Here is a 13,506-nt window from a genome sequence, read left to right on the forward strand (position 1 = left end):
AGTGTGTGGTACATGTTTCAGTATACACAGGCGCTCTCATCACCAACAAGATGCCGCCATCCAAGAAGAACTATTGACTCGCTATCATCCTTACCAAGGTGGCGAGAATAAACGTCATAATGAAGCGAAACTCCACCGCTTGCAGCTGATTTACCCTTTCGCTCATATCCTGCCGCCATTACAAGAGTACCTCCTGGCTGCATCCTAGTTTCACCAACAACGTATCCAAAGCTTTGCTCTGCTCCGGCAATAGGAAAAACAAAGTCCGCTTTCGCGTTATCCATTATTGTCTGGGCAATTGTTGCTTTCGATGAATAATCGGCATCTCCATAACTATTAAAGGCCATATCAAGTGTATTTATAGTAATGTTCCCATTGATAGGACTCGAAGCAAACCCAGTCACACAGTTCAGGTTTTGCTCAAGGATTTCGGCTCCTAAAATAGCACCACCTTCCGCTGTATAAAATGTTTGCTTATGCAGTTTATCATTACCAGCAATGCGTAGTTCAAGTGAGGTGTTTGTTGTTGCTGTAATCCCAATAATAGTCAGTATAAGCATAACAAGCAGTGCCGTAACCAAGACAAAACCATCATCCTTGATAAGTCTTCCATGGCATTTTTTGTTCATAGTATCAACATCCAGATGACAAAATTTATTAGTGAACATATTTCGCTTTGATATAGCTGATAGTGACAGACGCATATTCTGCCACATTATTATTAGTTACAGTTATCAAGACACTCTTCGTATCTGGCAGCGGGGTTTCACTCGTTACAGTCCAAGCAATCGTATTGTTGCCGTCACTGGAAGTCCTATTACCGGTTACAAGACTGTCATAATCCAGAGCAAAAATCTGTTCAACTGTATCTGCGGCCCAAGTACTCGAAGTTGTAATACTATTGGCATGCTTATTACCTTTAATGCTTGTACCCTGCATCCCAGCCAAGGCTATGATTCCAATTGCAAGGATTATAATAGCAATGAGAACCTCAATTAAGGTAAACCCCTTCTCGTTGAATGAAGAAATGTGTTTTTTCATCATATTATAGACCTGTATTTCTAAAATATATGGTAAACTCTAATATTCTTCGACGGAAATTATCTGAGGCCGTAAAGTGCCTGTCGGCAATAACATAGGTGGCAGAATTTACAAACTTCGGGTCCGCAGTTAATGATCGGGCAACCATCCAAACACGTGCTGAACGAATATCTGACAGTTGTGGTGGTGTTGCCGCAGGAACATTGAATGGGGCGGCACTTATTAATGCTCCTCCAGCAGTATCTGTCACATTGATAACTCCATCATCGTTTGTATCCAAGGCTCGATCCAGAATGTTATCATTATTGGTATCTACTCCCCAGATGACATTTCCATTCGCGCTGGTATCAAGATCACCATCACCATCCACGTCGAATGCGTAAGCAATTCCAAGAAACTCTATGTTCTCAGACACCAGCTCTCTATTGAGTAATGTTGGGTCGACGTTTATGACTGGGGTCTGAATAGTTCTGGTCAAATCAGGCACACCATCTTTTTGAGTAGCATCATTGTCAGGAAAGTCAGCAAGTGAATAGGTTATAATTTCGTCGGGATTATCCAAAGTACCATCTTCGTCAAGATCTACAGAAAATTGAATTGAACAATTCCCATTAATATCTAGAGCATAAGAGAGATCTCTTCTAGTTATATCAAGCAAGGAGAAAGTTGTACCACTGGCATCTTTCGGATTGTATCCAGCCATTCGAAAGTCTGATTCGATAGCACTCGCTCCACTTCGAAGATTCTGTTGTAGCTGGGTCACTTGGTTCTGGGCTGTATAATGACTCTGTTGGGAAACAAGTAAAACATAAACTGCGCCTACGACCATGGAAGATACAGCCATTGCAATAATAAGCTCAATAATTGAGAAACCGGGACTCAAGACTACCAACGTGTTTATTCGGGTTTTATTCATGGATCTTTCCATATTAACTAAAGGATCAGAAGAGCGAACGTTAAATTGAATTTCTTACTAATCTAATCAATCCTGATGCCCCCGTAGGGATATACCCGTATCGTATAGGAACGACTGATATTTACATGACTTAACGTTACGGTTCCACTACCATTAGTAGTGAAACCTCGAGCAGAATAACCGGTCTGATCACCTGCCCAACTGGTAGCTGAGAGACAAACCCCGGAAGGCATGGATACACTTATAAAGGCTTTTTCCGTACCACTGAGGCTGTTATTCTTATCCTCATCGACGAAAATCTGATACTTTCCACCTTCAGGAGGGCATGATTGTGGAAAAAACTCAATTCCAACATTACGGTTCTCTTTAACTGCCATTGCCTTGGCCCGATTCAGGGATGAATACAGTTCTTGAGCTGCAGACTTTAACCTGTAATTTGGTAACCATTTAGATAGACCAGCGAATGCAATGGCACTTAAGACTCCAATGATAGCAATCACAATCATTAGCTCAAGCAAGGTAAATCCAGCTCGCCGAGATCGTTCAGAAACCCAAGATGATCGTAGGAACGGATATCTCTTCATAGCATATATATGGTTATTGTTAATGATTTGAGCACATCGATAGTAAAGGACACTGTTGACATGCATTATAAGGCACGTATCCAGGTCCCATCATGTAAATTTTGTGCAATTATTAAATACTTGCAAACGCTCCCTCTTAAACCGCCTGTGAAATATTGCAGTTCCCATACAATGCTATGCAAAATGCAGGCCCAAACGTTTTTCAATCCGTAGCAGTATCGTCAACATTAGTAAACATCAAGAATCTAAACCTAATCACAGATTATCTGGAATTTTGTTTTATGAATAATAGATTTTGTACTAACTGGTTATTAAATTTTTTTACAAACCGATCCCTATATTGACAAAATTTGGCAGTGCGATATTTTATCGAAACGTTTATGTCCAAACCAGCCGCTCCCCTGCGCTTTACAATTTACATACTATCATTACACATCATTTTCAGAATTCATTACTTTCCTATTGGACAGCCCATTTACAAGAGGTGTCAATTAATGGAGCCGGAAAAAACCAGCCGAGCAGAAAAACTTGCAAGAAAAGGTCCAATTATACCACGAGGAAAAGCGCCAGTAGTAGAAATCAATACAAACGATTCATACTCAACATCTTACAAGTTTTGTATTTTATATTTTATACTTCTTAATTTTTGACAATAGTGACGGGTAGCTCATTTCAAGTAACTCTGCTGCTTGAGTTTTATTACCACCAGTTCGCTCCATGGCACGTTTAATCAACTGGGCTTCAACTACAGCAGTGGCTTTTTTTACAGACATCCCCCTGTCAAAACTTCTTTCTTGAGTACCGATTAAAGAATTGTTACGATCAAGTCCAAGAAAAGCAGAAGATGAAATAATATCAGTGTCTGCCAATACACATGCCCTCTCAATGCTATTCTCAAGCTCCCTCACATTTCCTGGCCAATCATACTCAATAAGCAATCCCAGTCCGGACTGATCAATATTGGCAATCTTGCATCCATATTTTCTGTTGACTTTATAAATGAAATGATCACACAGTAAACGAATGTCGGATTTTCTTTGTCGTAGAGGCGGAATAGTGAGATGCAATACATTCAAACGATAAAAAAGATCTGATCTAAATCTACCCGACGCCACCGCCTTCGTTAAATCTTGAGATGTTGCCGCCAATATGCGAACATCTATTTTACGTACCTGGTTTGCACCAACAGGTTTCACCTCCCCTTCCTGCAACACTCGCAGGAGCTTTACCTGCATACCTAATGGCATCTCACCGATTTCATCTAGAAACAATGTCCCATGGTTTGCTTCAACAAAAAGACCTTTTCGCTCTTGATCAGCTCCGGTGAAAGAACCTTGTATATGGCCAAACAGTTCACTTTCAATTAATCCTTCAGGAATGCTGCCACAATTTATTGCGATAAACGGTTTATCTTTACGTTTTGAATTCTGGTGAATACCTCTCGCCAATAATTCTTTTCCTGTACCAGACTCTCCCGTTATGAGCACCGTAGTTGAGTAACATGCTACTCTTCTTGCCAATTCAAATAATTCCTGCATTACCTTTGAAATTCCGACCATATGCCCAAAACTATCGCTAGGCATCACGTTCTCAAGTTCTTGCCTGAGTCGAGAATTCTCCCTTTTTAACATCTCACGCTCTTCAGCTTTTTTCAGAGTAAGAAGAACCTCATCTTTTTTAAACGGCTTTGAAATATAGTCATAAGCACCTTTTTTCATTGCCTCCAAAGCCAAGTCAACGGTGCCATATGCTGACATCATAACAACTGTTGTTTCACGAAGGTAACTTTCCGCTTGCTCCAGAAAGGCCATCCCATCCATCCGAGGCATTCGCACATCACAGAGCACGTAATCAAAATGATCCAATTGCACTTTATCAAGCCCTTCTCTTCCGTCCTGGGCTTGCTCGATTTGATACCCGCACTTCGACAAAAGTGCTTGCAGCATATGCCGCATGTTTTCTTCATCGTCGATAATCAGCAAGCGAGGTGTCATGATTTAACCTTATTACCGTCTTGCTCAACGCTAGCAGGAAAATTCAGCTTAAAGGAGGCGCCCTGTCCGGGTGAGCTTTTCACTTCTATACTACCGCCTACTGAACGTACGACTCTCTCTGCAATAGCTAAACCGAGCCCTGTGCCTTTGCCAGGTTCTTTTGTGGTATAGAATGGCTCAAATATGTGGTCAAGATTTTCGGGCGGAATCCCTTCACCATTGTCTATGATTTCCAACGAAACGATAGGCGTTTTTGATGATATTTCTTCGTTGATTTTCATATTAATCTCACCAGACTTTCTATCACAGTCATTTACGGCAATCGCATCAAGACTGTTAAGCAGCAGGTTCAATACAACCTGGCGAATCATATCTCTGTCTGCTTTTATCATAAAGGGTCCCGCTTCTGACGTTAATTGTATAACAGATCCCTTTCGATGAACAGACAGCTCCAACAATTCGATTACCTCTTGAACCAATTCACATAGATCAAACGTTTCCGATTGCGTATGGCTTATTCTTGACATGGTGAGCAATCGCCTGATCAATGTATCGATCCGTTCTAGTTCTGACTGCGCTCTTTTGGAAAATTGCTCTCTCTCTTCGGTAGAAAAATCATCATTGCCCAAAAGCTCGACATAACCTTGAACAATTGTAAGCGGGTTACCTATTTCATGGGCAAGTCCAGCTGAAAGCCTGCCGACCGTAGACATTTTTTCAGCCATTACGACCTCCTTATGAGCCTTTTGCAAATTTTTATTAGCTTCAGCTAAGGAGTACACGGTATCACGTAGACTATCTTTGTCTCTCTCAATGCGCTGGACCATGCCATGCATGGCCTTGGTTAACTGGCCGAGCTCTCCTTCCGATACTTGAGAAAACATTGAGCTATCAGCTCTGACTTGGTAGGTTTCAGCAATAGTTACCAACCTATCGAGTGGATCAAAAACAAAACGACGAACTCTAAAAAAAACAATAGTGCTCAAAATTATTGCATTCAATAATATGTAGACAAAAATGATTTTTTGTTTATTCCATATCAGTTCTAGAGTTTCTGCATCATCTATAATCGCACCCATCGCGATATCATTCCCGTCTTTACCCGTCAATACCAATGCTACCCCAACAGCTTGCAAGGAAAATTTACTTGATTTCGCGAAACCGTTAAGGCGACGCATAATCTCTTTTTTGGTAACAAGAGCCTCGGTAACTATTGATATCAGATCTGCATTCGCACCCTTTTTTGAAATAATGAGTTCACCATTTTCTATTGAAGCACGTGCTATGTTCACCTGCACCCTTGCCAAGCCATATTGCCCATTATTGAATACACTGTTGACATCAATCAGCGAGCCTTCTTTGGTTACATATTCTTTAACTAGTTCTAACTTTAAAAAACTCTTAAGCTGGTAAACTTTCTCCTCAAAATGAGTGTGGTACCAAAACGAAACCACGACAGCATCAATCAACAACATGGCAAATAGCAAAGAAATGAAAAACAGCGAAGAAAGTTGGATTTTTATATTTCTATACATGGATATTGTTTTAAGAATCAGAAGACGGGAAATGAATAGCAAATTTCTTGGTCCAATACGCACAAATTGTCACAGAAGCCCTGGGCTGAATCGATGGATGATGTTTCTGCTGAAAAAACAACGCATAACCTAACACACCAGCACCCTACCGCCGCGACAGAGACTCACGTTGAGGATTTCAAGTTCTCGAACAAAAACACCTTTCCGTGCCCGTTGTATCTGTATTTCCAATATACTCAGCCAATCTATGTGATACTAACATTCGATATAACTGTATATTTCATTTGATTTGTCTCTACGTTTATGTTCTAAATTGATGTCTGTTTTTCATGGTAGCTGTTAAAAAAGATGAATCATGTCCATCTGGACCGGCGAGGTGAGCATATGCACTTTATACTAACGAGTGGTTTCCAGATCATCTTTATATAAGTACATTATGACTAAACAAACACATAACATTTACGTTTGGTCACAATGTGAAACGTTAAAAATGTTCCAAAAAATAGGCCAAAACTCCTTTCTGGCATGATTATTGAATAAATACGTTTTGATTCAGCACTTTTTCAAACATGAGTCATCTTAGATCTATGCAAGAGGTCAACATGTATAAATGTACTCCCCATAAACATTCTCATCTCCGATGGTTTGCTTACATTCTATGCTCCAGTGTATTATGGTTTGTTCCGACCAAGGCGTTAGCCGCAAGCTGTGAAGACTATACAGCTACCCCCCCATTCCTCACCACGACCATAAAACCAAATGTCCTTTTCATGCTCGACAATTCGGGAAGCATGAAAAATCCGGTATACGACCAGGGGGCAAGCTATAACAAAGACTGCACCACTACTGCTGGCACTGGATACAATCCATCAAAGACATATTTTGGCATGTTTGACTCGGGTAAAAAATATACATACGACCCCACCATACCCGTAGATAGTTCGTCTTACTTCGGTGCTGGGGCTCCATATTCTATTGTAGACTCTAGCAACAACCCGGCAATTGATACTACTTCAACTGGTGCCTTTACTGAAGACACATCTGATCCAGGTTGCACTCCTGCTGCAGGCACCAACTGTTGGGACGGGAATTTTCTCAACTGGCTTGTTACGCGCCGAACAGATGCAGCAAGAAAAGTCCTTATTGGCGGCAAGACTGAAAATCGCAGTGGGTATGAGTACAAAGGTGCTGGTAATGGTACTTTTTGGAAAATTGTCGGCAATAATGAACCGAGCGACAGAGACATTTGCAAAACTGATACAAATTTAGGCAACTACACTCCAATTCCCAACAGTACTCGTGTCTTGATCCATAGTCCTGCCGACAAAGGCGAAATCCAATCATCCTATGACCCATACGCCAAGATTTTGCCAATAGACAATTTCAATATTACGAATGTTGATGGTGATGTTATTGGTGAGGTCATGAATATTAAGGTGTCAAGCGATCCACTATCGATAACATCCATCAACAAATATATTCATCCAATTATCGTTGCCGCTCCACCTGAAAATGGCGAGGATCCAACTACAGTGCGGATCATCAATAACAGTTCCCCAAATTCCTATGCCACGTTTGACATCAAGCTGCAGGATTGGACGGCAAACCCTCTCTACGACGCAGACAACGACCCGGCACATCCCAAAGAACCGATAACGTATGTCATTCTAGAACGAGGAGTTCATCTCCTTCCCAAATCTGGTGGAGGTACGCTTAAAATTGTCGCTGACGAAACGTTATTAGAAGAAGATAACGTCAAATTTAATACACTAAAATACCCTACTACTCTGCCACATACATCTTTAAATAATCCGGTAGTGATCGCCTCAATTTCAAGCGAGAACGATTCCACCCCAGTAACGACAAGGATACAGGGTGTGACTAATACCGAATTCAAAATAGCTCTTCAACGTGCACAAGCTGACACGCACAATCACCCGAAAGAAACGGTTAGCTTCATGGCGATGGAACAAGGCGTGACAACCGGCAGTTTACGCCTGGCAGCCGCTACTGCCGTTGACTCTATTGATAGAACTTTCAAGACTGTCACGTTTCCAGCGTCTATATCCGCGGGTGCTTTTCTCGCTGCGATGCAGACCTTCAATGACTCAGACACCGCGAACCTGCGCTTTAGAAACTTTACAACGAGTTCAGTTGATCTGAAAGTTGAAGAGGAACAATCTTATGAAGAAAATACCGTTCACACTGCTGAAGATGTGGGTTTCATTGCCTTTGAAATACCTGAACCATCAGCCAGTTACAACATCGCCCTCATTACAGATGAAGAACCAAAGGGCCTTGTTCACTCTATCGAAAGTAAAGTCCGAACCGGAATTAGTTTTTATAGATACCAGAAAACTGACCAGGATAAAAATCCAGACGACCCTGAAATCAATGGCCTTGAGACCAGCCTCTACGATGGAGAGTGGGCACATGGCGGCACATTGCGCCTTGCCATCCCATCCAACCCCTTCTTAAAAAAGAATAATGACATTCCTTCCTATAGGTATATCGACACCCCTGTTAAAGCTGCAACCTCGACAATTGTTGATGCCATAGAGCACTACCCACTCGTCTGGGGAACTACCCCTCTTGCTGAGAATCTTTATGAGGTGGGCAGATATTTCAGTCAGATACCACCATATTATGATGACAAACCAACAATCGGATCCGAAACCAACTATCTTGTATATGACAAGGATGCTCCAGCTAGTGACCCAGCCAGTGATACTATTTGGGATCCATATATTTACACTATGGATGGTATCACAAAGAAAATACGCTGTGCTAAATCATATGTCATAATCCTCACAGATGGATACCCGTATCGAGATGACAATGTACCAGCTGAAATAGTAGGAACTTCAGCTGTCGATAACGATGATTATGATACAGATGGAGTATATAATTCCAATAGAAACGACAATGACTGCTTCGACGACTCGTTTGATGGCAATAAATGCCAAGATAATCTTGACGATGTTGCTAAATATCTCTACGAAGATACCCTAGCCGGTGATTTTAGGGATCTTAGACCAACAGATCCGGATCTCCCGCTGAGACAGCATCTAGAAGTCTACACTGTTGCTTTTGGCAGCAGTACAATACCAGACATACTCGTGGACACAGCCAATAATGCCAACGGAGAAGCCTACGCGGCCGAGGATGGCGAAGAGCTAACTGTGGCATTAACCTCAGCGATTACTTCAATTTTAAAACGCACCTCTGCTGGTTCTTCAATCTCCGTACTTTCTGAAAGAGCAACTCTAGGTTCTTTGATCAATCAGGCACTCTTTTTCCCTTCAAAAACCTTTACCGATGGTACGGATTCTTATGATGTCGATTGGACAGGAGCCCTGAACGGTTACTGGTTTTACAATTCAAGAACCATCAGTAACATCAGAGAAAACAACACAGACCCACTAGGATATTACACGCTTGACATATTTGATGACAAGATTATCGATTTCAAAATCGATGCCGAAGGCAGCTTGCGCATTGACTACTATAAAGCAATCAACGAAGGCTCACACAATGATGGTGCGTTGGATCCGAACTCGGGACCTGGCGATACAGCAGGACCGGAAGGCACCTACGACTCCATTGATGACGTCCACCGAGTATTTGAGGCTGGAGAAATCCTAAAGGATCGCACAGTCGATGCAGATCCAAACCTGATTGCAGATTCCGGGCGTCGATATATCTACGCTGTTACAGAAGTCGGCACTGCTGCCGAATTCGTGCAAAGCAATTTTGCCTCTTTTGACAGCCTTTTTAATCTCACTCCTACCTCAACTCCTGAATGCCTCGGAGAGACAGACACACCAGCACACAAAGAGACTGCCAGCAAGAATCTCATTAGCTACATCCGGGGAGCAAGTGATAATTTTACATCTCAGGCAAATATCACTCAGAAATGCCGCAATCGTCAAGTTGACAGTACTGGTAATCTCTGGAAGCTTGGCGACATCATTTATTCAACACCCCAGCCAGTGAATTACGATACTGGCAGTGACAAATTTTCTCTCCTCTTCACGGGTGCCAATGATGGCATGTTGCATGCTTTTAAGCTTGGCCGTTTGCGCAAGGATAAAGCTAGCACTGGCCAGGCAGTTGCCCTTTGTGATTCAAATACAGGTGATTGCACAAATAACGAAATTGGAGAAGAGGCATGGGCCTTTATGCCCCGCAACGCTATGCCCTACCTACAATTCCTTGCAGATCCTGAATACAAGCACATCTACACAGTAGATCTGCCACCGTACATTATAGAAACCAGCGACAAAAAGATACTCATCGGCGGAATGCGTTTTGGTGGAGCGACAGGATGCACCTATGAACAAGGAAACAGCTCCTACTGGTGCGGAGACACCAACAAGGATGGTATTATTGACGTTGATCCAGATGGCAATCCACTCCAGGCCGTACCACCGGATATTTCTCCAGAAAATGTCACCGCTGCATCGCCTGGACTTTCGTCCTACTTCGCCCTCGACATTACGGACCCATACAATCCAATTTTTCTTTGGGAATTTACTGACCCCAGCATGGGTTACAGTTATTCCGGCCCTGCCGTCATTTCTCGACAGATCGGCAATATAAATCAGAAATATGTCATGTTCCTCTCGGGCCCCCTTAACGCAAAGGGTTACACAACTGCTGGTCAAGATCTGAAAATCTATATTTTGAAACTTTCTCCTGCAGACTTCACCATCCAGGAAGTCTTTAAATTGGATGGTAACGATGAGGACGGATTCGTCAAGGAGAGTGCCTTGTCTAATCTCGATAGCGCCTTCGGGGGCCGACTCTTCACTAACGGTATTGATTACAACAATGATGGCAGCACGGATGCTGTCTTCTTCGGTGTAAACTGGCTTGCTTCTAATGACTGGAAGGGCAACGTCTTTCTCGTTGCACCGACAAATGATGATCCTATTACCGACCCAGGAGGACGTTCTGAAACCACTAGCTGGGAGTTTGGCAAAATGTTCAATCAAGGCCAGGCACCAATTACCTCAAAAATTGAACATGGATTATGTTACGAAAACAATTATCTCTATTTTGGCTCGGGGCGATGGTTTTACAAAACCGATACACCAGGCCAGAACCCAAATGACACAAACAGCCTATGGGGTATCGAAATAGATAATTGCCTCAAAAACCTTTCGGACAATGATGATAGAACCAAATGCACGTCTACTTTGAATCGTGCCCACAACTCTCATTTGGCGGATGACCTGTGCGAAAATGATGGCACCCTTAATCAAGACAATGAAGTTTCATGGCAAATGTCGAACATGGCGGCCAACACAGGTGGCGATTTCTTCATGGAACGAACCATCACAGATCCAACCTATTATTCCAATATCGCATTTTTCACGACTATGCAGCCATCTTCTGACCTGTGCGATTTTGGCGGACGGACCAGGATATGGGCATTCAACTGCAGAACCGGGCACAATATGTTCGACGGCTGTTCAGGTGTTACCACCACTCCCCCGCCAGCCTCCCTGCTTCTGCAACTGAGTGGAGGTAACATTGAGGACGCACGACTCAATGAATCCAAATTTAGCGAAGAAGATAATTACACAACCGGTTGGTTCAAAGGAGTGCCACCTGAATCAGGAACCCCTATCGTGCCTTATAGTGGAAAATTCAACGGAGAGATCTTGTTATGGATAGAAAGGTAACCAACAAGGCAGGGTTCACTCTTGTTGAGCTGATAATTGTCGTAGCTTTTATAGGTATCATTTCAGGTATAGCTGTAAGCAAGTTCTCAGATATCAACGAAGCTGCCAACATAACTGACGACATGGAAAAAACATCTTCTTTCCTTAAAAGTAAGCGGTTGTCGGCCTTTACTGAAAAAATCGAAATTAATATCAATATCAATTCCTCAGGAGACACTCTGACCGCCATCAATGACCCCACAGGCGCTGCAACGCCCAGCGGTTCTCTTTCCTTGAAAAACCCTGTCGGTCCGGTTTCCTCCACTTTTGCTATCAACTCAAGGGGGCTTTTCAGTACAACGGGAAACATTCACCTTGCAACCGTTAACTCCGCGGCAGCATCTTCATGTGTTGCAATAAATAATACCCGTATACGAATTGGGACATGGAATGGTGCGAATTGCAATGCCAAATAACAAAGGATTTACACTCATTGAGTCAGTAATAGCTATTCTCCTCTTGACGTTGATGATGCTATGGACCATCCAGGCTATGATAAGCGCATACGGCTATGCCAGCAGAAATCAACTCAGGGATGAAGCTGTACGATTGTCTGAGGAACTTCTCACCACAGAGAGAAACACAGCATATGCAGCCCTTACCCCTGGAATTACCCCAACCTACACCATCAGCAGGCAAATTAGAAATTTTGATCATGCCTATTCGATTGATCGCACAGTTACTAGCGAAGTCCCAGGCCTTGCATATTCAGTTGCCATTAACGTCGGCTGGACTGATAAGGGTAAAACCTACAACTATTCAGCAACTACCATTATAGGCGATAAATGAACAACAAAGGTTTTACGCTCATCGAATTACTGATTTCAGTCGTCATTCTAGGTGTAATCAGTTCACTCACATATCCAGCGTTTGTCAAGTTGCTCAATGGCAGTAAAGTTGAGACGTCCTCAAGCGAAGCCATGCTTGATAAAATGAACACTCTTGAACTCATTCGCCTTGACCTTGAACATGCGAATTATGGGATAGCAACAGATGATGCCACCCCTCCCCTAACCTGGACTGCTGCCACAAAAACCTTGGCAATCAACTCAACCATTAATAATACCAACCAGGCGAGCATAGGCTGGTTGCTGTATAACTGTGGCTCAGCAATCGCATCCTTATCAACCAGCCTTGTCTTGGATAGCCGGGAAGACAGCACCAATACCTGCGTTTCCCTTCTTGACATAGATAGAAAATTTGCAATCCTCACGCGAACGACACAAACATGCCCAGACAAAGGAGTATATACCGCTTTCCCTGTCTCTAATAGTTCTGATCCGACCTGCAGCGCTGAGAGATATACAACAGTAAGTTACACATTAAGTACCGGTAACACGCTTTCCACCTGTGCCCAAGGCACCAGAAACCTTCTTCGCGCTGTCGGTGGCGCCGCTGGCGAACCAGTTCTGAATTGCGTAGCTGACTATGATGTTCGATTTGAACTCGATATTAATGGCGATGGCACTGTGGATTCAGTGCAAAGCACTCCACCTGGAACAACACCTCAAATACTCAGCCAGGTGAAAAACATCGAATTGTATGTCTTAATGCAGGCTAGCAAAAAAGACCCCAATCTGACATCCAATGAAAATCTCTTTATCGATGCATCACTTACACTAAGCAAGGCCTCGGTCACTGAAGATCCATCAAAATATCGTTGGAAAGTGGTTCGAATCAGCGGTAAACCTATGAGCAGGTAGTTCA

General features: G+C 42.8%; 10 protein-coding genes. 4 read left to right on the plus strand and 6 right to left on the minus strand.

What is annotated here, in order from left to right; all coding sequences use genetic code 11:
* Window positions 1–17: 17 nt before the first annotated feature.
* From BUF15_RS05805 to BUF15_RS05830, 6 genes are all read right to left on the minus strand, one after another.
* The gene (locus BUF15_RS05805; protein WP_073612520.1) at window positions 18–629 is read right to left on the minus strand and encodes a pilus assembly PilX family protein; all 612 of its coding nucleotides are present in this window, start codon (window positions 627–629) and stop codon (window positions 18–20) included.
* A 28-nt stretch (window positions 630–657) separates the two neighbouring features.
* Complete coding sequence (locus BUF15_RS05810) at window positions 658–1,044, minus strand: prepilin-type N-terminal cleavage/methylation domain-containing protein (protein WP_073612521.1); 387 nt, start codon at window positions 1,042–1,044, stop codon at window positions 658–660.
* A 1-nt stretch (window position 1,045) separates the two neighbouring features.
* Window positions 1,046–1,957 (minus strand): PilW family protein, encoded by a 912-nt coding sequence (locus tag BUF15_RS05815; protein WP_073612522.1) that lies wholly within the window; start codon window positions 1,955–1,957, stop codon window positions 1,046–1,048.
* A gap of 62 nt (window positions 1,958–2,019) precedes the next feature.
* A complete protein-coding gene (locus BUF15_RS05820; RefSeq protein ID WP_084553554.1) occupies window positions 2,020–2,607 on the minus strand; it encodes a GspH/FimT family pseudopilin in 588 nt (195 codons plus the stop codon).
* Window positions 2,608–3,164: 557 nt separating this feature from the next.
* A complete protein-coding gene (locus tag BUF15_RS05825) occupies window positions 3,165–4,535 on the minus strand; it encodes a sigma-54-dependent transcriptional regulator (protein WP_073612524.1) in 1,371 nt (456 codons plus the stop codon).
* Window positions 4,532–6,070, minus strand: a complete 1,539-nt coding sequence (locus BUF15_RS05830; RefSeq protein ID WP_073612525.1) for a sensor histidine kinase — start codon at window positions 6,068–6,070, stop codon at window positions 4,532–4,534. Before BUF15_RS05830 ends, BUF15_RS05825 begins: the two co-directional genes overlap by 4 nt.
* A 602-nt stretch (window positions 6,071–6,672) precedes the next feature.
* Here BUF15_RS05830 and BUF15_RS05835 point away from each other — a divergent pair.
* From BUF15_RS05835 to BUF15_RS05850, 4 genes are read left to right on the plus strand one after another with little or no spacing between them, the layout of a single operon-like run.
* Window positions 6,673–11,760 carry a pilus assembly protein gene (locus BUF15_RS05835; protein ID WP_073612526.1) on the plus strand — a complete coding sequence of 1,696 codons (5,088 nt, stop codon included), beginning with the start codon at window positions 6,673–6,675 and terminating at the stop codon, window positions 11,758–11,760.
* Window positions 11,745–12,215, plus strand: a complete 471-nt coding sequence (locus BUF15_RS26550; protein WP_084553577.1) for a pilus assembly FimT family protein — start codon at window positions 11,745–11,747, stop codon at window positions 12,213–12,215. The genes BUF15_RS05835 and BUF15_RS26550 overlap by 16 nt, the downstream gene beginning before the upstream one ends.
* Window positions 12,205–12,588, plus strand: a complete 384-nt coding sequence (locus BUF15_RS05845) for a type IV pilus modification PilV family protein (protein ID WP_159441231.1) — start codon at window positions 12,205–12,207, stop codon at window positions 12,586–12,588. Before BUF15_RS26550 ends, BUF15_RS05845 begins: the two co-directional genes overlap by 11 nt.
* Complete coding sequence (locus tag BUF15_RS05850) at window positions 12,585–13,502, plus strand: prepilin-type N-terminal cleavage/methylation domain-containing protein (RefSeq protein ID WP_073612528.1); 918 nt, start codon at window positions 12,585–12,587, stop codon at window positions 13,500–13,502. Before BUF15_RS05845 ends, BUF15_RS05850 begins: the two co-directional genes overlap by 4 nt.
* The last annotated feature ends 4 nt before the right edge of the window (window positions 13,503–13,506 follow it).

This window comes from Desulfopila aestuarii DSM 18488, from assembly GCF_900143695.1.
In the GTDB taxonomy this organism is placed as follows: Bacteria; Desulfobacterota; Desulfobulbia; order Desulfobulbales; family Desulfocapsaceae; genus Desulfopila; species Desulfopila aestuarii.

Bases quoted from the DNA above. Each gene is read 5' to 3' on its own strand.
- BUF15_RS05805 (WP_073612520.1), bottom strand. From the start codon at position 629: ATGAACAAAAAATGCCATGGAAGACTTATCAAGGATGATGGTTTTGTC.
- BUF15_RS05810 (WP_073612521.1), bottom strand. From the start codon at position 1,044: ATGATGAAAAAACACATTTCTTCATTCAACGAGAAGGGGTTTACCTTA.
- BUF15_RS05815 (WP_073612522.1), bottom strand. From the start codon at position 1,957: ATGAATAAAACCCGAATAAACACGTTGGTAGTCTTGAGTCCCGGTTTC.
- BUF15_RS05820 (WP_084553554.1), bottom strand. From the start codon at position 2,607: ATGCATGTCAACAGTGTCCTTTACTATCGATGTGCTCAAATCATTAAC.
- BUF15_RS05825 (WP_073612524.1), bottom strand. From the start codon at position 4,535: ATGACACCTCGCTTGCTGATTATCGACGATGAAGAAAACATGCGGCAT.
- BUF15_RS05830 (WP_073612525.1), bottom strand. From the start codon at position 6,070: ATGTATAGAAATATAAAAATCCAACTTTCTTCGCTGTTTTTCATTTCT.
- BUF15_RS05835 (WP_073612526.1), top strand. From the start codon at position 6,673: ATGTATAAATGTACTCCCCATAAACATTCTCATCTCCGATGGTTTGCT.
- BUF15_RS26550 (WP_084553577.1), top strand. From the start codon at position 11,745: ATGGATAGAAAGGTAACCAACAAGGCAGGGTTCACTCTTGTTGAGCTG.
- BUF15_RS05845 (WP_159441231.1), top strand. From the start codon at position 12,205: ATGCCAAATAACAAAGGATTTACACTCATTGAGTCAGTAATAGCTATT.
- BUF15_RS05850 (WP_073612528.1), top strand. From the start codon at position 12,585: ATGAACAACAAAGGTTTTACGCTCATCGAATTACTGATTTCAGTCGTC.